Source organism: Albimonas donghaensis, assembly GCF_900106695.1.
Classification (GTDB): Bacteria; Pseudomonadota; Alphaproteobacteria; order Rhodobacterales; family Rhodobacteraceae; genus Albimonas; species Albimonas donghaensis.
This window is the reverse complement of record NZ_FNMZ01000001.1, coordinates 1-18,724: the sequence shown is the minus strand read 5'-3', so window position 1 is coordinate 18,724 and position 18,724 is coordinate 1. Positions and strand designations below refer to the sequence as shown.

The 18,724-nt window shown below is 68.9% G+C and carries 16 protein-coding genes; 5 read left to right on the top strand and 11 right to left on the bottom strand.

The features are described from left to right. Positions 1-23 precede the first annotated feature (23 nt). The 6 genes from BLV24_RS00085 to BLV24_RS00060 form a co-directional block, all read right to left on the bottom strand. A complete protein-coding gene (locus BLV24_RS00085; protein ID WP_092679122.1) occupies positions 24-569 on the bottom strand; it encodes a hypothetical protein in 546 nt (181 codons plus the stop codon). Positions 570-580: 11 nt separating this feature from the next. Further along, positions 581-1,024 carry a hypothetical protein gene (locus tag BLV24_RS00080; protein WP_092679121.1) on the bottom strand — a complete coding sequence of 148 codons (444 nt, stop codon included), beginning with the start codon at positions 1,022-1,024 and terminating at the stop codon, positions 581-583. A gap of 189 nt (positions 1,025-1,213) precedes the next feature. Then, on the bottom strand, positions 1,214-2,854 hold the full coding sequence (locus BLV24_RS00075; RefSeq protein ID WP_218133308.1) for a DUF1254 domain-containing protein: 1,641 nt from the start codon (positions 2,852-2,854) through the stop codon (positions 1,214-1,216). Between the two features lie 46 nt (positions 2,855-2,900). Then, complete coding sequence (locus BLV24_RS00070; RefSeq protein WP_092680183.1) at positions 2,901-3,923, bottom strand: DUF1214 domain-containing protein; 1,023 nt, start codon at positions 3,921-3,923, stop codon at positions 2,901-2,903. A 67-nt stretch (positions 3,924-3,990) separates the two neighbouring features. After that, a complete protein-coding gene (locus BLV24_RS00065; RefSeq protein WP_092679120.1) occupies positions 3,991-5,490 on the bottom strand; it encodes a DUF1254 domain-containing protein in 1,500 nt (499 codons plus the stop codon). 3 nt (positions 5,491-5,493) lie between these two features. Beyond that, positions 5,494-5,934: a helix-turn-helix domain-containing protein gene (locus BLV24_RS00060; RefSeq protein WP_092679119.1), complete on the bottom strand. Its 441-nt coding sequence runs from the start codon at positions 5,932-5,934 to the stop codon at positions 5,494-5,496. 121 nt (positions 5,935-6,055) lie between these two features. On the opposite strand from BLV24_RS00060, the gene BLV24_RS00055 reads away from it, so the two are divergent. Beyond that, entirely contained in the window at positions 6,056-7,075 is a 1,020-nt protein-coding gene (locus tag BLV24_RS00055; RefSeq protein WP_176954569.1) for an AraC family transcriptional regulator, read from the top strand. A 120-nt stretch (positions 7,076-7,195) separates the two neighbouring features. Here BLV24_RS00055 and BLV24_RS00050 read toward each other — a convergent pair whose 3' ends face one another. The 5 genes from BLV24_RS00050 to BLV24_RS00025 form a co-directional block, all read right to left on the bottom strand. After that, complete coding sequence (locus BLV24_RS00050; protein ID WP_092679117.1) at positions 7,196-8,368, bottom strand: YHYH protein; 1,173 nt, start codon at positions 8,366-8,368, stop codon at positions 7,196-7,198. A 706-nt stretch (positions 8,369-9,074) separates the two neighbouring features. Beyond that, positions 9,075-9,752 (bottom strand): glutathione S-transferase family protein, encoded by a 678-nt coding sequence (locus tag BLV24_RS00040; RefSeq protein ID WP_092679115.1) that lies wholly within the window; start codon positions 9,750-9,752, stop codon positions 9,075-9,077. A 32-nt stretch (positions 9,753-9,784) separates the two neighbouring features. Then, positions 9,785-10,648: a glutathione-dependent disulfide-bond oxidoreductase gene (yghU, locus tag BLV24_RS00035; RefSeq protein ID WP_092679114.1), complete on the bottom strand. Its 864-nt coding sequence runs from the start codon at positions 10,646-10,648 to the stop codon at positions 9,785-9,787. 799 nt (positions 10,649-11,447) lie between these two features. Continuing rightward, positions 11,448-12,575 (bottom strand): hypothetical protein, encoded by a 1,128-nt coding sequence (locus tag BLV24_RS00030; RefSeq protein WP_092679113.1) that lies wholly within the window; start codon positions 12,573-12,575, stop codon positions 11,448-11,450. Between the two features lie 229 nt (positions 12,576-12,804). Further along, positions 12,805-14,214 (bottom strand): hypothetical protein, encoded by a 1,410-nt coding sequence (locus BLV24_RS00025; RefSeq protein ID WP_092679112.1) that lies wholly within the window; start codon positions 14,212-14,214, stop codon positions 12,805-12,807. A gap of 546 nt (positions 14,215-14,760) precedes the next feature. Here BLV24_RS00025 and BLV24_RS00020 point away from each other — a divergent pair. From BLV24_RS00020 to BLV24_RS00005, 4 genes are all read left to right on the top strand, one after another. Then, positions 14,761-15,909: a type 2 periplasmic-binding domain-containing protein gene (locus BLV24_RS00020; RefSeq protein ID WP_092679111.1), complete on the top strand. Its 1,149-nt coding sequence runs from the start codon at positions 14,761-14,763 to the stop codon at positions 15,907-15,909. Positions 15,910-15,934: 25 nt separating this feature from the next. Continuing rightward, entirely contained in the window at positions 15,935-16,489 is a 555-nt protein-coding gene (locus tag BLV24_RS00015) for a TRAP transporter small permease (RefSeq protein WP_092679110.1), read from the top strand. After that, entirely contained in the window at positions 16,486-17,793 is a 1,308-nt protein-coding gene (locus BLV24_RS00010; RefSeq protein WP_092679109.1) for a TRAP transporter large permease, read from the top strand. Before BLV24_RS00015 ends, BLV24_RS00010 begins: the two co-directional genes overlap by 4 nt. A gap of 85 nt (positions 17,794-17,878) precedes the next feature. Next, positions 17,879-18,376: a MarR family winged helix-turn-helix transcriptional regulator gene (locus BLV24_RS00005; protein ID WP_092679108.1), complete on the top strand. Its 498-nt coding sequence runs from the start codon at positions 17,879-17,881 to the stop codon at positions 18,374-18,376. Positions 18,377-18,724: the final 348 nt, after the last annotated feature.

Here is an 18,724-nt window from a genome sequence, read left to right as displayed (position 1 = left end):
CGGCCGACGCGCCCGCCCTGCGGTCATTCCGGCGACGCGGCGGGATGCAGCGTGAAGCCGCGCCAGTAGGCGATGCCCAGGCCGGTCTCCTCCGCTTCGCCGCTCGAAAGCTCGGCCAGCGACGTCTCGTAGCGGCGCAGGGTGATCGACCCTTCGCCGGTGACGCCGGCCATGCGGCCCTCGCCCCCGGTGATTTCGAACCGGCCGGTGCAGCCGACAAGCCGCCAACCCTCGCAGGAAAAGCCGCCGTAAGCCACGGCGCCGTCGATGGCGCGCAGCTGGCAGGTCGCCGCGCCGCTCTGGCGGCCGGTGGCCTCGTCGCCCTCAAGCGCGCCGACGCATACGATGCGCCCCGCCGGAACCGGGCCCTCGCCGGCATCGACGAAGTAGGGCCCGCTCATCTCGCCCGCGAAGGCGTGGGACCGGGGGCCGGTGGCGATGACGACGCCCGCGGCCGACCAGACCGAAAACGCGTCGACCGTCGCGGACCCGTCCGCCGCCTGCTGGGCGAGCGCGCCGGAGGCCGACGCCGCCAGCGCGATCGCGGCGAAGATGCTGCGGTAACTCATGGCCGCCCCCCTCATTTGAATTTCACGAAGACGGCGTCGCCGCCGAGGGACAGGGCGTAGCCCTCCCGCCGGCTCTTGAGCTCGACGGTCACGCCTTGCGGGTTGACCAGCCAGATGCCGCCCTCGACCTGCTCGGTTCCGGCCACGGCGCCGGCGCGGCCCTGCGCGAAGGGGCCTTCGAAATCCTCGAGCCGCTCCAGCCCGTAGACCTTTCCCGACGCCTCGATGGTGGAGATGCCGAGGCCGCCGTAGCCGAGGCCGCCGATGGTGAACGGGTGCTCGCGGCCCTCATAGGTCAGCACGCCGCCGCCGAGGGCGCCGCTCACCAGGAGGGCCACCTGGGTTTGCGAGATGGTGACCGTGCCGGATGCGGTCTGCGCCGCGGCGGGCGGTCCGCTCGCCAGAAGCGCGAGGGCGAGCGTCGCGGCCGTGGGGAAGGCTCTTGGGCGCCTCATGTGGCTTGATCCTGTGCTGCAGGGAAACGGGCGGCCGCGCCGCGGCGTGCAGGGGCCGGGCGCGGGTGCGGAGGCGTCGCGCCCCGGCGGCCGCCTGCGAGGCGGCCGCCGGGGGTCGAGGTTCGGACGATACCCAGCGGAACCCGGGCGCGCCAGTGTCGCCGGTGTTCGGCCGGATCGGAGGGCGGCTTACTGCGCCAGCTCGATCTCGCCCGGCCGCCAGGACTTGTCGAAGAACGACGGCAGCGGGCTGTAGAGGCGCAGGATGGTGAACCAGCCCTTCTGCGGGTCGGTCTGGATCCAGTTGCCGCGATCCACCCCGGCGGGCTGCTCCGCGCTGAACCAGATCGTGGTGGAGCCGTCCTCGGCCGCCTTCGCCGCGGGCGAGGGATAGCTCTGCGACCCGGCGCGGGGGTATTTCTGCGGCGTCTTCAGCATCGAGCGGGTCTGGTTGTCGTAGATGGTGAGCGACCAGAACGCTTCCGCCGGGATGTCCTTGGGCAACGTCACCTTGTAGGTCTTGGCGCCGTCCATGGGATCGCCGCCCGCATCGACGAAGCCCATCAGATACTGCGAGCCCACGCCGGGGATGCGCATGATCATGCCGGGGCTGTCGAGCGTGTAGCCGTAGTAGAAGGCCGTGCGGCTATCGAGCGTGCGGGCGCCGGTCGGGGCCTGCGGCTTGAACTCGCCCTTCTCGAAGGCCGGGGGCGGGGTTTCGAAGAAGGCGCCGCCTTCCCAGAGCATGCTGCCCCACATCGAGCCGTCGTAATAGGCCCAGTCGGGATGGGCGCCGTAGGGCCTCCAGTTCAGCACCCGGCCGGCGGCCTGGCCGACGGCGGCGGCCTCGGAGAGGATCTTCTTCATCCGGTCGTCCGGCGCGAAGTCCTGGCCCTTGACGATGCCGATGGCGGCGAGCTGGCCGGCGAGCTCGACGTCATAGCTGGTGGCGGGCTCGGCCTGCACGTTCTCGTTGATCCACTCGTAGAAACCGATGTCGCTCGGCGGCACGGTGTTGAACGACAGGTCGCTCGCCTCGACGAACGTCGTCTCGGGGATCTTCGCGTCGGCGCCGAGCCGGACCGCGCCGGTCAGCGCCTGGGCGATGCTGGTGCCGTAGCCGCCCGGCGAATACGGATAGATCTTCAGGTTGTCGCGGATGTTCGCCACGGCCGGCGCGGGATCGCTGTCCACCAGATAGGCGCGCGAGGCGTAGAGAATGCGGCTGGTCTTGGAATGGGCGGTGAAATAGCCGCCCTCGGGCAGCGGGCCGTCATAGTCCGGCCCCACGATCAGGTATTTGCCGCCCTGCCCGCGATCCGGCCCGGGGCCGCCCACGTCGATGATCCAGGAGAACCACATGTCGTTGATGGTGCCCACGCCGTCGGAGGGCTGTTCGATCACCATCGGCCCCTTGGAGAGGTCGATGACCGAAAGGTAATAAACCGTGTCGGCGTTGCCGGTCAGGAAGATGGACTCCGAGTCCAGCAGCTTCGACGTGATGACCACTTCGTTGTAGTCGGCGCCGATGCTCTGGAACCCCTTGTGGAAACCAAGGGCGGAGGCGCCGCGGAAGCTGTTGTTGTAGACGTTCAGCGCACGGGTGAAATCAAGCGCGTCGAAGACCTTCCGCGCGGTCTCGGCGGTCGGCGCGCCGTCGGTGAAGGTCATCGCGCCCATCGGCGTCTCAAGCGTGTCGGGCGCGCCGATGGCGTCGAGGGTGGCTTGCGACACCTCGGCCCGGGCCGTCGCCGCGGCGAAGGCCAGGGCGAGCGCGAGCCCGGAGGTCATCATCGTTCGAGTCATCGGGCGGGTCATCGGGCGGGTCATCGGGCGGTTCCTCTCATCGTTCTGATGTCTGGGATCATTTCATTGTTCATTCGCCGCGCGGCGTCGGCGGACCGGGGAAGGTCCACGCGCCGTTCCGGATCGCTTCGTCGGGCTGATACATGCGGACCGCGTAGTTCCAGCCCTTCATGATCGGCAGGCAGTTCTCCACCTCCGCGCCGCATTCGCCGAAGCGGATCGTGTAGGAGCCGTCTGCGTTCGGCCTGGCGATCAGGTTGTTGAGGTTGTAGGCGCCGAGGTCGTTCTTCTGGAAATAGCCCGCCGCGTTGTAGAGGCTGATCGACCAGAAGCCCTTGACCGGCACGTCCCTGACCGTGAGTTCGTAGGCGCCCACCGGAAGCTCGGGCTGCACGTTGACATAGACCGCGGCCTTGTCCGGCAGGCCGCCCCAGGCCGACGCGGAGCCGATCATGAAATGGACCGGATCCACCTCCGTTTTCGAGCCGAAGGTGCGGATGTAGCGCTTCAGCCCCTTGGCCAGCTCCAGGATCGGCGCCAGCGTCGCCTTGTGGCTCGCCATGTCGTAATCCGGCAGGACGAAGGGGGCGTCGGACCCGGCCGCGATCTCGATGCGGTCCTGAAGCTTGTGGGCTTCGGCGACATCCGCGTCGTCCGCCGCGTTCACCAGCGTCCGGATCACGACGCCGACGACGGGCGTGTCAAAGGCCTCGACGCTCAGCTTGTGGGCGCCGCCGCCGTAGAAGACCTCGTTCACATAGCCATCGTTGTTGATGACCATCAGCGACATGTATCGCTCGCCGGCGTCCGGCAGGGTCACCGTGGCGCCCTTGGAGATGTCGATGACCCCGAGGCTGTAGAGCGTGTCGCGGTTCATCCGGATCACGTTCTGCTTGTCGATCGGCGTCGGCGCGCGGTTGTGGTGCAGCTTGTTGACGCCGCCCGCCATCTTGACGATGCCGTCGAATTCCAGGTCGGTCTGGGCGCGGTCGAAGTTGTCGACGTTGACCACGATGGGCTCCGCGGTGGCGACGACCGGGGGCGAGAAGGCGGCGATCGCGCAGGCGAGCAGAAGGAAGGACGGGCGTTTCATCGAGGTCACCTTACGGGTTTCATGCAGTTCGGATCGGGGCCGCCGGCCCGCGCGGGCCGGCGCGGCTTCAGCGGACCAGCTCGATCTCTCCGGGACGCCAGGTCTTGTTGATCCAGGGCTCCGTCGGCCCATACATCCGCAGGATGGTGAACCAGCTTTTGCCGGGCACGGTCTGCAGCCAGGCGCCTTCCTTGCCCTCCGGCGCCTCGGGCCCGAAATAGATGTCGTAGGACCCGTCGGCGTTCGCGGTCATGCCCTTGGACTGGCTGCCCACGGTCGGGAACGGCTGTCCGGTCTGAAGCTGCGAGCGGGTCTGGGTGTCGTAGAGCGTGACGGCCCAGAAATCGTTGACCGGCACGTCCTTGGGCAGATGCAGCCTGTAGGTCCTGGCGCCGTCGAAGGCCTTCTGGTCGGCGTCGAGCAGCGCGAGCGCGTAGTCCGAGCCCTGGCCCGCATGGGTGGCGGCCATCGCCGGGGTCACGCCGCCGGCGTTGAAGTAATAGAGCGCCCGCGCGTCGAGCCCCATGGTCCCGTCGGCTTCGAAGCTGGTGTTCTTGTCGGCGAAGGCCGTGGACCAGACGCTGGACGGGGTGTCGGGATAGATCCTCACGCCCTCGATGCGGGGGTGATAGGTGATGGCGCGGGCGGTCGCGGCGCCCAGCGTGGCGGCTTCGCCCAGCAGCTTGCGCATCCGCGCGTCGGGGGCGAAGGGCTTGCCCTTGACGATGCCGATGGCGGCGATGGCGCCGCGGACCTCGGGGCCGATCGCCTCGATCGGTTCGCCCTGGACGACCTCGTCGAGTTCCTCGAAGAACGAGAAATCGCTGGGCAGGATCGTGTTGAAGGCCTTGCTCGACATATTGACGAACTCGGTCGCCGCCGGGCTTGCCGCATCCTTCAGCGGATAGACCCGCAGCCTGGCGGTGATGTTCTCCACCGCCGGCGCGAGACCGTTCCTGATCGACCCGCGCAGGAACATGAAATTCCGGTTCGTGGCGGGCTTCAGCAGGAAGTGGCCCTCGGGGATCTCGCCCGCATAGCCCGGGGGCACGACCAGATACTTGCCGCCCTCGCCCTTGTCCGGCCCCGTCACGCCCATGTCGCCCACGAAGCGCTGCCAGGCGTCATTGAGAAAGCCGAGCATGCCGGGCGGCACCTCGATCACCGTCGGACCGTCCTTGGCGAGATCGGTGTAGGTGTAGGCGTAGAGGGTCGAGGTGTTGGCGGTGACCACGAGGGTCCGGGAGTCCATCAGCTGCTCGAAGACGGCGATCCTGTTCGCCCCTTCGGCGCCGGCCGCGGCCAGCCCCTTGCGCACGCTCGCCATGGACACGGCCCCGACATTGTCGAGAAACACGCCCATTCCGCGCATGCGGTCGAGGTTTTCGTAAAGCGTGGCGATCGTGGCGTCGGTCGGCACGCCGTCGAAGAATTCCAGCGTCCCGATCGCGGTGTCGACCTTGTCGGGAATGGAGATCGCCGCGAGTTCCGCCGACGACACCTCCGCCCATGCGGGCCCCATGACGGCGGCAAGCGCGAAGGCGCTCATGGCGGCGAGGCGTTTCATCGGTCAGCTCTCCTCAGGCACGTCGCTTCGATCCTTCATGGCTACCGGCCGGCCCGCCTCGGGTCCGCCCATTTCGCGCCATTCCGACATGCCCGACGACCGGGCGACGCGGGCTTGGCGGTAGGCGCTCGGCGACGTGCCCGACCACCTGGCGAAGGCGCGGGCGAAGGCGCTGGGCGTGCTGTAGCCCGCCGCGGCCGCGATCTCCTGGATGTTCAGATCCGTCTCTTCCAGCAGCGCGCCGGCGATCCCGAACCGGCTTTGCCCCACCAGCGCCCAGAAGCGTACGCCCTGCCGGTTCAACCTGCGCTGAAGGGTGCGGGGGCTGGTTCCCAGACGCTTCGCCACCGCTTCGAGCGAAATCGTCCCCGCCAGCGCGAGGCCGGCGATCACCCGCCTGATCCTCGCCAGCTCCCGCTCGGGATCCTTCGTTCGTTGCGTCATGCGTGCCAACCGGGACTCGAGGATTTCGCGGGAACACCCTGATCGAATCGCTGTATGGAGACTGACCCGGACGCGCCATTCCGCGGACGGCGGGCGGCGGACCGGGGGTGGGGGGCGCGTGGTGGCAGGCAGGCTTTCGATCGTCAGGGCGGCGCACCTGCACGACTACGTGTCGGTGCTGCGCGCGCTCGGCGCGCCGGTGGACCGCGAGCTTGAGCGGTCGCGGCTTCCGGGGCGGATCGAGGAGACCCCGGATCTATACGTCAACACCGCCGTCGCGATGGAATGGACCGCGAGGGCCGGCCGCGACCTCGATCCCATGGAACTCGGGCTGCTGGCGGCCCGCAACGCATCCCTGTCCACGCTTCGCCCCATTCATCAGGCGTCGATCGTCATGGCCCAGACCGGCCTGCTGCGCCTCACGGCCCTGGCCGGCATCTCGCGGTTCGAGGACAGCACGCTGGACTTCGGCATCCGGCGCGAGGGCGAGAATGTCCGCATCCTGTGCGACATGACCGGCCTCACCCGGCATCCCTCCATCTGCTTCGCCGAGTGGCTGAACCTTCAGGCGGTCATCACCGTCGTGCGCAGCGTCGCGGGGCCGTGGTGGCGCCCGAGCGAGATGTGTTTCGTGGCATCGCATCGCGTGCCCGAGGCGGTGAAGGCGGCGTTTCCCGACACGCGCATCCTGCTGCGCCAGCCGCAGACGTCGATCGTCGTCGCGCGCGCCGATCTCGCGCGGCCGACGAAACACGCGGCCGCGGCCGGCGCGTCGTCGTCGGCGGACGCAAGGGACGCCCCGCCCGCCGCCTGGGAATTCGCGAGCCTTCTGCGCATGATGGTCCAGCCCTATCTGCGCGAGGGGTCCCTGGACGTCGCATCGGCGGCCGAGATGGCGGGGATCAGCACGCGGACCCTTCAGCGACGGCTGAAGCTTTGCGGAAGCTCGTATTCGCGGATCGTCCAGGAAGCCCGGTTCGCGCTCGCCCGCACGGGCCTGGAGGATCCCGCCCTGAAGATCATCGACGTCGCCATGATGGCCGGCTACGAGAGCCCCCAGCATTTCAGCCGCGCCTTCCGCCGCTTCACCGGCTGCACACCGACCGAGTATCGACACCGCAGCGCCGAGGCCGGCGCCTAGGGACCGCACCGGGTCGCGCGGCGGCCTCGCGTTCCGCAAGCATGCCGGCGTCGCCGGGGAAGCCGAGACAGGCGGACCGGAGGCGTTCGCATCGCGGGGTCAACGTCTCCCTCTCCCTGGTCATCGCCCAGGGGGTGTGGGAAGGGCGGCGCGCAGGGCGTCTTCCTCGATGCCCAAGCTCGCCGCGACGTCCGCCAGATCGGCATTGGGCCCACCTGCGGCCTCCATCGCCGCAAGAAGCGCCTCCGCGCTTACGCCGACAGCCTTCGCCGCCTGATCGAAGCCCGGAGGCATGCCCCCGACGCCGCCATCGGCCGGGCGCGGCGGTTCATTGCGCCCATCCTCGCCCGTGCGGGCGGCGCCGATACCCGCAGTGGCGGTGGTGCTGAAGTTGTCCTGCGCCGGAACCCCGACCAGACAAGCGGGCAGGTTCGGGAAGGCATCGGCGGCGTGATAGTGGTAAATCACGTCGCCGTTCGCGGTCAGGCCGACATGACCGTTGCACGCGTCGAGATCGGTGGGTCCGCTGCCGTCCGCCTCAACGCTTCCGTAGATCGCGAAGCCGTCGAAAGCATAGCCGAACTGCGCGCTCGCATCCTGTTCCAGAGCGCAATCGGCGGCGACGTTCTCGTTCGCGAACACCGTCTCGATATCGGTCGAGGCGCCATGCCAGTGATACCAGCCGCCCGGATCGATATGGCCGCCGCAGGTGTCGAGCGCGGGCATGTGGCCCGTCACCTGGATTTCCGGGGCGTCCGCGAAGATCGGCACACCGTCCAGAGCCACGCCGACCTTGGCGACCGTGCCCAGCGGCGTGGGCGCATCGGCCATCACCGGCGCCACCGGCAGCAGCATCGTGATCTCGACGCTTTCATCGGCCGAGACGTTGATGCAGGCGTGATCGACCGCGGGCCGTTCGGTCGCGTTATCGACGGAATAGACGTTTCCATCATCGTCATGGAAACGATAGCCCAGCGCGTCGAGCATCCGCAGGAAGTCGCCGTCGATGCGATAGAGCCCGGCATTCTCGCCGGTCCAGTCCCAGATGCCGCCGGCATCCTCCAGATCAGCGGGGCAGAACGGTCCGATCTCCAACCCCTCGGGCAGGTAGCCGACCGTGATCCGGTGGCATTGGGTCTCAGCGCCGTTTTCCAGCGTGCACGCCACGATCTCCGGCGCTTCGATGAAGGCGGTCGGCGCGAAGGCCGCCGCTTCCGGGTGGGCGAGAGCGGGGGTCGCCAGCGTCAGCGCGGCAAGGGCGGACCCGAGCCATGTCTCTTGAATGTCAGGCATCGACGGACTTCCCTTTCGATGTTTCGGTCGGCGCCGCTCCCGGCGCGCGTCCGCCGAGGTTGTCGCGCAGATCGCGGGGCAGAACGGCGAGCCGAGCGTGCGGGTCCGAAATCCAACCCTATTCGCCTCGCCGGCAATTCAGCCTGACGGCAGGGAGCCTGAAAGTCGATTGGGACGCCCCGGAACTTCGGGCAGGCGCCGTGACCGCGCCCCTTCCGAACCGACGACCCCAACCGCCGCCAGGAGCTGGCCCTCCGACGTCAGGGGCTCAGGTGGAAGGGCGAACAGCCTGAACGACGCCCTGCGAGATCATCTCGGCGGCAGCGCCATCGCCTTTTTCTGGGAGCAGCAGCTGCCCAACACGCCCGCGCCGGGCATCGCCGCCTGATCCGCGCGGGGATGGCGGGCGTCCGCCAGGCGGTTCCCCCGAGAGGAAAGACGCGGATGCGCGGGATACGGGCCGGCGAGCGGATCATCGCGATCCTGAAGGACCATGCGGCGGAGCCTGGAAGGGCCGGGCCGCAGGCGCGGGGTCAGCGACGCCACGTTCCACACCTGGCGGTCGCGCTGCCGCGGCATGGCGCCGGGCGACGCGTAGCGGCTGCGGTCGCACGAAGAGACGCGCGCCCAGGCGGTCGAACCCACGCTCCGCCCCAAGGGTTTCGATGACCCGCCCCAGGCGCTTGCGGCCTGGGGCGGGCCGGCGTCATGCGTCGACGTAGTTGCTCGGGAACAGCGCGCGCAGCGAGGCTTCGTCGCCTGGCGTCTTGAAGGTCTCCCCTTCGGCGATGTTCCGGGCCTTCTCGACCGCGGGACGGGCGTTGATCGCGTTGAACCAGCGCGCGACTTCGGGGAACTGCACGAGCCCCTCGCCGCCCAGCACCCGGTCCCCGCGGACGGCCCAGCCCCAGGCGGAGATGTCGGCGATGGAGAAGCTGTCGCCCACGATGAACTCACGCCCCTTCAGGTGGTCGTTCAGCACCTGATAGTGCCGCTCGGTTTCCCGCATGAAGCGGTTCTTGGCGTAGGGCAGATCCTCCGGCGCGCTGTGGTGGAAATGCACGCTCTGCCCCGAAAACGGCCCCAGGCCGGTGGCGATGAACATCAGCCAGGACAGCATCTGGCCGCGATCCTCGGGCGCGCCGCCCAGCTTGCCGGTCTTTTCGGCGAGGTAGAGCAGGATGGCCGTGCTGTCGAAGACGGTCGTGCCGTCGTCGTCGATGGCCGGCACCTTGCCGTTGGGGTTGATCGCCCGGAATTCCGGGGTGTGCTGCTTGCCCTCGGCCGTGTCGACGGGGACCAGCTCATAGGGCAGGCCGGTTTCGGCCAGGTAGAGGGCGATCTTCATCGGGTTCGGCGTGGGGTGGTAGTAAAATTTCAGCATGTCGCATCCTTTGGGTTCGGGGAACGCCGGGCTCATTCGCTCGCGGCGGCGATCTTGTCCTGGGTCCTGGTGTCGAAGTCCGACGCGTCGTGGCGCTCGTGCAGCTGCTCGTTCAGCGGTCCGCGGAGGCGGTTCACGATGCGGCCGCGCTGAACCGCGGGACGGGCGAGGATCTCTTCGGCCCAGCGGCGCAGGTTCCCGTAGCTTTCCACGTCCAGGAACTCGCCCGCATCATAGGCGCCTCCCAGGGCCAGGTTGCCGTACCAGGGGAAGGTCAGCATGTCGGCGATGGTGTAGGCGTCGCCGCCCAGGAACCGGCGCCCGGCCAGTTCGCGGTCCAGAACGTCCATCTGGCGCTTCGTCTCCATCGTGAAGCGGTTGATGGGGTATTCGAACTTCTCCGGCGCGTAGGCGTAGAAGTGCCCGAACCCGCCGCCGAGATAGGGCGCGGAGCCCTGAAGCCAGAACACCCAGTTCATCACCTCGGTGCGCTGCAGGAGGTCGGTCGGCAGGAAGGCGCCGAACTTCTCCGCCAGATACAGCAGGATCGCGCCGCTCTCGAACACGCGGGCGCCGGTGTCGCGATCCATCAGCGCCGGGATCTTGGAGTTCGGGTTCAACGCCACGAAGCCGGACGAGAACTGCTCGCCCTCGCCGATCCTGATCAGGTGCGCGTCATACTCCGCCCCGCTTTCGCCGAGGGCCAGGAGCTCCTCCAGCATGATCGTGACCTTCTGGCCGTTCGGCGTGCCCATGGAGTAGAGTTGAAGCGGGTGCTTCCCGACGGGCAGCTCCGCGTCGTAGGTCGCGCCGGCGATGGGGCGATTGATGCTGGCCCAGTCGCCGCCGCTCTCGGCATCCCATGTCCAGACTTTGGGAGGCGTGTATTCGGCCATGCCGTGTCTTCCTTTCACGTGGATGCGGCGCCCGACCGGGACGACGCGCTTTTGCGCGCGGATATTCCGCCAGCGCGGTCAGCCGGGGGACCGACGCCCCTTCATGCTCCCGCGGCCAGACGGCGCGTATTTTCGAATTCAAACCCGGGGACCGGCGCCTATGTCGCTGACGTCACGACTGCTACTTCCGGACGTCCGCCTGAATTCGATTACGTTACGCGCCACGAGAGTCGTTTTTTCATGAACTTCACAAGACAGGCGACCGAGCCATTCTCAGGACTCGCGAACTCAACCGCTGGAGAGGGCGTCCGGCCGGCTTCGCCAGACCTGCATACTCAAACTTGAGCGGACGCTCAAGTTGTTTTTCGTGAACCGCGTGCCTCTGATGCAGGGACGGCGACGCCTTCCTTCACATCCGAAATCATGGCGGCGCGAGGGAGATGGCGCGAAATTCGAGAGGGGCGCGGACAGATGCTGGCCACATTGGAACAGCGGCCCAGATCACCGCGCCAACGGGATCCGAAACGCCCGGCAGACGCCCTGAGAGCCCGACCCGCAATCCCGTGGGTCCCGCATGAAATCGCGCCGGGCGCCTGATCGAAACGCGAAGCGCGGCGACCAGAAGGCGCGCCTTGGCATGGGCGGGATCGGCGCCCCCGTCCTTCGCCCCGCTGCGGCATCGCAGGGGACCGGCGAGGGGCCTCTCAACCCCTCGCCAGCCCCGCGTATGCCGGAAATCTCCGGCGGCATCGGACCGCTCGATGCTCCGATCCGCCGGGGCGGAAGGCCGCCTTCGCGCCTATCCGAGCGGGTCCGCCACGCGTCCGCCATTCGCTCGGCAGGACTGGGCGACCTGGCCGGAGTTCATGCCATAGACCCAGGTGACGACGCGCGTGCCGCCGCTGCGGTGCTCGCATCCCGCGGTGTCCGCATCGCGGGGACAGAACGTGTCGAGCACCTGCGTGCCGCCCTGCACGCATTTGCGCTCGAACTCGTAGCGCTTGGCGACGGTGGGGAAGCTGTAATCCGCGCACATGTTCTGACGGGTGTCATAGCAGGAAAGGTCGGTGTCCGCGGGCGTCGGCGCTGCCGCGACCGGGGGCTCCTCCGCCGCGGCGACCGTGGTCGGGGCCGCCTCGGCGGCGGGCGTCGCGGGCGTCTCCGGGGCCGGCGCGGGCGCGGCCTGCTCCGGCTCGCCCCCCGCACCCGCGACCTCCGCGCCGGCGCCCTCCGCCCCGGCGTCCCCCGCCCCGGCGTCCCCCGACTCGACAACCGTCGCGTCCTCCAGCGCCCGGGCGCGCCATTGCCCGGCGATCCGGCGGGCGCGTTCGGCTTCCGGCGTGCCCGGATAGGTGTCGGCGAAGGCCAGCAGCTCCGCCTCATCCTGCGAGGCGAGGGCGGTGTCCAGCAGGTCCTGCCGACGATCCGCGCCGACGATCCGCGACATCTCCGGGTCCCCGGCGATCTCGGCGGCGGCGCGCTCGGCGATGGCCAGGCCCCGGTTGTAGGCCTCGGCCCGGGTGGAGGCGTCGTCGCCGCCCTTGCCGCATGTTTCCGACTCGCGCTCGAACTTGAAGCGGCGGCGCTCCTCGCCCTTCATCCCCAGGCTGCAGGTCAGCTCGACCTCGGCGCAATTGCTCCAGCCGTCGTGGTAGGTCGAGCAGGTGAGCGTCAGGTCCCCGCTCTGCCCGGAGGCCGCGTCGACCACCCGCCACCCCGGCGCATAGCGGTCGAAATAGGCGGCGACCCCGTCGCGCAGCGCGTCCTTCTGGCCCGCCCAATCGAATTCCGGGCGCATGTCGGCCAGCAGCACGGCGCCCTCATTCAGCGCTTCGGGCGGCGGCTGGAACGCGACGGCGGACTGGCGCGGAGTTTCGGCGCAGGCCGTGAGAAACAGGACGGCGACGAGCGACAAGGTTCGGAACATGCGGAAATATTTCTCCTGAAGGCGAAGATCTGCGGCGCGCGCAAGCGAAGGGGTCATGACGCTCGCCCCATAGTCCCTCAAGGTTTTCCATCGGGTCAACCCATTGGGATCGCGGGGCGATGGCGCGGGAAGGCTGCGGGCGACGGCCTCAGGTCCCTCGACGCGGCTCCCCGCGATGGCGCGAGCGCCCCTGCCCGGCCCGCCGGGCCATGACGCGAGGAACGGGCCCCTACAGCAGGTAGGCGATGCACAGCACCCAGGCGGATAGCGCCGCGCCGCAGACAAGCGCGTAGGCGCCGTTCCAGACCAGCCCCACCCGGCGGGCCGTCGTGCCGCTGAACGCGGCCAGCATCAGCGTGGACGCGGTGTAGGGCGAGGACGCCCCCGCCACCGCCCAGCCGGCGGTGAAGGCGCAGACCACCGCTTCGGGGCTGACGCCCATCGCCTCCGGCGAAGGCAGCAGCGGCGCCAGCAGGGAGGCCGCCAGGATCGGGTTCATCCCGATCTGCCCCGCCAGCGGCATCAACCACAGCGCCGACAGCAGCAGCGCCCAGGCGGGCACGAGCTCCAGGTGCAGGCCGGCGCCGCGCACCACGGGGGCGAGCAGCCCCGAGCCCACCGCGCCGATGAAGCCCGCCATCATCAGCAGCACGATCTCGGCGCGGTATCGGGGAAGGTCGCGCACGGTGTAGCCCGCCGCCCGCGACGACAGCCGGCGCCATCGCGCGCCGGGGCCCTGCAGCCAGACCCAGGCGGCCGAGACCAGCGGCGCCCAGACCATCACCACGCCCACGATGGAGACCCCCGTCGCCAGGTGCAGCGTCGCCGCGCCGCCGCCGATCACCGCCAGCAGCGTCACCAGCGGCAGGGTGCGCGCCCAGCCGCCGGGCTCCGGTTCGGCCCGTCCGGCGCCGGGGGCGGAGGCGGCGGCGGAGAGGCGGGGTTTGAAGATCGAATCCATCGCCCAGCCGATGGACGCGAGCAGCAGGCCCGAGACCAGCGCGTAGGGAAGCACGCCCGCCCAGCTCGCGCCGGGAATCAGGGCGGTGGTGATGGCGATGGCGAAGCTCAGCGGCGACCAGGGCAGCATCGCCACCAGTCCGCGGGCCGTGGCCAGCAGCATCCGGCGGGTGCGGATCTCGCGTATTTCGGGGTTCGGCTCCGCCTCGGCCGAGGCTGTCGCCAGCGACCCCAGCAGCGCGATCGAGCCGTAGTTCAGCACCGTCCCGAAGGCCGCGCCCCCGAGCGTCAGCGCCGCATATCGCTGGCCGGGCGGGCGAGAGGCCAGGAACAGCCCGCAGTCGCGGATCGAGGGCGAGGTCTCGGCCGCGTGGCGCAGCGTGGCCAGCGCCGCGAAGAAGGCCGCGATGAAGGCCGCCTGCGCGAGCCCGTCGCCGATCAGCGCCGCGCCGCCCGGCAGGGTCGCCAGAGCGATCAGCGACAGGACCACGCCGATCCCCACGAACACCCTCGGCTGACGCGAGGCCCGGGCCGCCAGCAGCCCCGCCACGGCGGCGGCGCAGGCATACTCCACCGGCTCCATCCAGGTCCCGCCCCCCCATCGCCCCAGGGCCACCAGCGCAAGATCGAGGATCAGCAGGATGCCGGCGGCGCGGTCGATGGGGGAGGCGAGGGGCAAATGCGGTTCCGTCCAGGGTCCGGAAATCGCTCGCGAAGGGGCGCCGCGAGCCGGAAGGGGGCCGTGCGCCACGGGCGGCGCGCGTCCCTCGCATACGCCCAGACGGCGCGGAGGTGAAGGCCGTCCCGGCGGAACATGCCGCTCGGCCGATCCGCTCGCCGGGTTCATGGTCGCGATCTGATGTCCGCCTTCGCGCAACCGGAGACAGGCCGGATCGACCGGACGTCCGGAACGCCGCGGGTTCCGCGGCGCTGATCGCGCGCTCGCCGGGATTTCCGGGGGCTCGCCTCGGCGCCGAATGCGCAGGCGACCGCACCGCCCCGCCACAGCGCAATTTTGCTGCGCGAATGGGGCGAAACACCTCCAATTCCGCGCCATGACGACATCCGCATCGCAACATTCAGCCGAAAATCCACGCCCCGGATTAATGAGCATACTTGTTAAATCCGAGCGCCCGGTGCTACGCAAAGGCAACCCCGCAGCCCACGACGGGGAGAAAACGCGCTTCCATCCCTTGCGGACGAAGCGCCCAGGAGGAAACGAACCATGAGCCGCAACAGCAAGACGGGCGCTCTCGCCCTTGCCTTCGCCGCCGCCGCCGCGAGCGGCGCCGCCCAGGCGGAAACCATGCGCATCGCGCACGGCTTTCCGGCCCAGTCCATCGTCGACGACACCTTCAAGGTGTTGGCGCAGCACGTCGAGGACAACACCGACCTCGACACCGAGGTCTTCGCCCTCACGGTTCTCGACCTCAAGCAGGCCTCGCCGGGCCTGACCTCCGGCGTCGCCGATTCCACCATGCTGCTGACCGCCTATTTCCCGAACGAGTTCTCCGAACAGAACTTCGTCGCCGACCTGACCATGGTCGCCAACCTCGGCGCGCGTCCCGCCAGCATCGGCGCCACGGTCGGCGGCGCGCTCATGGAATACGTCACCATGCACTGCCCCGAATGCGTGCGGCAGAACCTGGCGCAGAACCAGATCGGCCTGGCCTTCGCGCCCGGCTCGCAGTTCTCGCTGCTGTGCCGCGAGCCCGCGTCCTCGGTCGAGGACATCGAGGGCCGCGCCGTCCGCGGTCCGGTCAGCATCTTCCGCCGCTGGGCCGAGGCCATGGGCGCTTCGCCCATCACCATTTCCGCCAACGAGGTGTTCGACGGGCTCAACCAGGGCCTGGTCGACTGCACGATCAACGCCATCGGCGAGATGAGCAACCTCAGCCTCTTCGACGTGGTCGGCGGCATCACCCCCGGCATGCCCGGCGGCACTTTCGGCGGCTCCGGGATCGGCCAGCTGAACCTCGACTTCTGGCTGTCGCTCGACATGGAGGAGCGCGAGGCCGTGGCCCGCGGCATGTCCGAGGCCACCGCCTTCATGGTCACCGCCTATGTGAAGCAGGAGGTTCTCGACCTCGAAACCGCCCGTGAGAAGGGCATCGAGATCGTCGAGGCCGACGCGGCCCTGCGGGACGCGACCGAGGCGTTCATCCGCGACGATGTCGAGACCATCAAGTCGATCTACCGCGACGACTTCCGGCTCGACGACGTGGACGGCAAGGTCGACACCTTCCTGGCGCTGCTCGAAAAGTGGAAGAAGCTGACCAACGAGCTGGATCCCACCGACACCGAGGCGCTGGCCGAGCTGTTCTGGACCGAGATCCACTCCAAGCTGGATCTCGAAACCTACGGCCTGAACTGATCCGGCGCAGCCAGAGGCTTCATCCATGACCACGCAAGGCCGCCGCCCGGGGATCGGGCGGCTCTGGGCGACGATCGACCGGCTCGTCGAGATCCTCATGTGGGGCGGCGGCATCGCCGTCCTTCTGATGATGACCCATGTGACGGCTGACGTGATCAGCCGCGCGGTGCTGGGCGGCTCGCTGCCCGGCACCACCCTGATCGTCTCCGAATACTACATGGTGGCCTGCGCGTTCCTGCCGCTGGCCTATACCGAACGGCTCGGCCAGCATATCACCATGGACGCGCTCTCCGGCCGGCTTGCGCCGCGGGCGCTGCGCGTTCAGGCGGCCTGCGGCCATGCGGTGACCCTGGTGGTCTTCGCCCTGCTCACCTACAGCGCCTGGCTGACCGCGATGAAGAAATACAAGCTCGGCGCCTTCGACATGGAGTCGGGTCTGCGCCTTTACGTCTGGCCCGCCTATTGGTTGCTTCCCGCCGGCTGCGGCGCCCTGTGCCTGCTGGTGGCCATGCGCCTGATCCAGTTCGCGACCGGCAACCTTCCTCCCGCGGCATCCCATTCCGAAGTCGGCGCGGCATGAGCAATCTCGAGATCGGCCTGATCTGCATCGGCTTGCTCGTCCTGCTCGTCGCGAACCGGGTGCCCATCGGCTTCGCGCTTATCGGCGTATCCTTCATGGGCATCTGGTGGGTCGGCGGAGAGCGGGCCGCCTGGGGCACGCTCAGCCTGGTGCCCCAGACCTTCGCCGCCACATGGACGCTCAGCTCCATCCCCATGTTCCTCATGATGGGCTACGTGAGCTACCGGGCCGGGCTGACCCGCGGACTGTTCAGGTTCGCGCGGCTCTGGCTGTCCGCCCTTCCCGGCGGGCTCGCCGTGGCTTCGGTCTTCGGCGCGGCGGGGTTCGCGGCGGTGGCCGGGTCCTCCATCGCCTGTTCGGCCGCGATGGGGCGCATCGCGTTCCCGGAGATGGTCAAGTATCGCTACGACCCCCGGCTGGCCGCCGGCACCCTGGCCGTCGCGGGCACGCTGGGCGCGCTGATCCCGCCCTCGATCCTCATGATCCTTTACGGCATCATCGCCCAGGTCCCCATCGCCTCGCTGTTCATGGGCGGCATCTCGGTCGGACTGATCACCGCGGCGGGCTACATCGCGCTGATCATCGTCCGGGTGAAGCTGAACCCCGAACTGGCCCCGCGGGTGGAGGAGAAGATCACCTGGGCCATGCGCTTCGACGCCCTGCGCGAGACGCTGCCGGTTCTGGTGCTGATCTCCGGCGTGTTCGGCGGCCTGCTCGCCGGCTTCTTCACCCCGACCGAGGCGGGCGCCGTCGGTTCGGTCATCGCCCTGATCATCGCCTTCGTCTCGCGCTCGCTGAGCCTGCGGGATCTGAAGGAAGCGGCGATCGAGACGCTGACGACCACGTCGAGCCTGTTCATCATCGGCTGCGGCGCGGCGCTGCTGATCCGCTTCCTGGCGCTGAGCGGCTCGGGCGTGTTCATCACGGACCTGGTGATCGGCTTCGGAACCGACCCGGTGATGCTGATCCTGGGCATCGCGGTGATCTATCTGGTGCTGGGCATGTTCCTGGAGCCGATCGGCACGATGCTGCTGACGCTGCCTATCGTGCTTCCGATCATCGACGAGGCCGGCTTCAACCTGATCTGGTTCGGCGTCTTTCTCACGAAGCTGCTGGAGGTCGGCATGATCTCTCCGCCGATGGGCATGAACGTGTTCGTCATCAAGGGCGTGGTCGGAGACAAGGTGTCCCTCGGCGGGATCTTTCAGGGCATCCTGTGGTTCCTGCTGGTCGATCTGGTGATCGGCGCCGTTCTGGTGATGTTCCCGGAACTGGTGCTCGTCCCGGTCTCCTGGCTGAACTGAGCACGCGGTCCAGGCTCCGGGCCCCGCCTCGGGCGCCGGAGCCTGGACCGCATCGCGTCGCCCGGCATGAGGAAAACGGCCCCGAATGGACAACGCATCATACGCCCGAATCCGCACGCCCGGGCATCAGATCAGGCGATTGCATCAGGTCTCCGTCGCGGTCTTCCACGACTGTCTGCAAAGCGTGAACCTCACGCCGATCCAGTACACCATCCTCGTGATCATCGGTCTGGAGCCGGGGCTGGAGCAGACCACCATCGCCGTGCGCGCGGAGCTCGACACCTCGACCACGGGCGATGTGATCAAGCGGCTTGAGAAACACGGCATGATCCGGCGGGAGGTGGGCGCGCGGGACAGGCGCGCGCGCGTCGCCTACATCACGCCGTCCGGCGAGGAGGCGATCACCGATGCCCAGCCGCTGATCGCGGAGGCCATCCAGCATATGCTGTCGCCGCTCGACGAGGCGGAGCAGGCGAGCATGCTGGAAATGATCGAGCGGATCCTGTCCTATCACGTCTCCCATCGCGCGACCGAGTGCAACGGCAAGCCATGGCAGCGCGAACTGAAGTCGGCGCCCGAATAGACGCGAAGCGTTCCCGGATTTCCGCGGTGACCCCGCCCTTGTCGTGGAGCGCTCGGGCGACATGCGTCCATCTCCAGACCGTCTCGTCGTGACGGGGGGCGCCGCGCCTGTCGCCCTTGGGGCTGCATGACGCCGCCCCCATGCCTGCACACCCTGACGTGACCCCCGCGTTCTCCTCCAAACGGAGTAAGAATCCGGCCCAGGAGAAAGGACCGGACATGAAGCGAAGCAGGTCCAGCGAGGAACAGACCATTGTCAATCGGCGCCGAAGTTTGACCCCTTATCGGCCTCCAAAACTGCCCCCTCTGGGAGCACGGGGAGCTGGCCCGAGGCGGCGTAGCTTCCAGG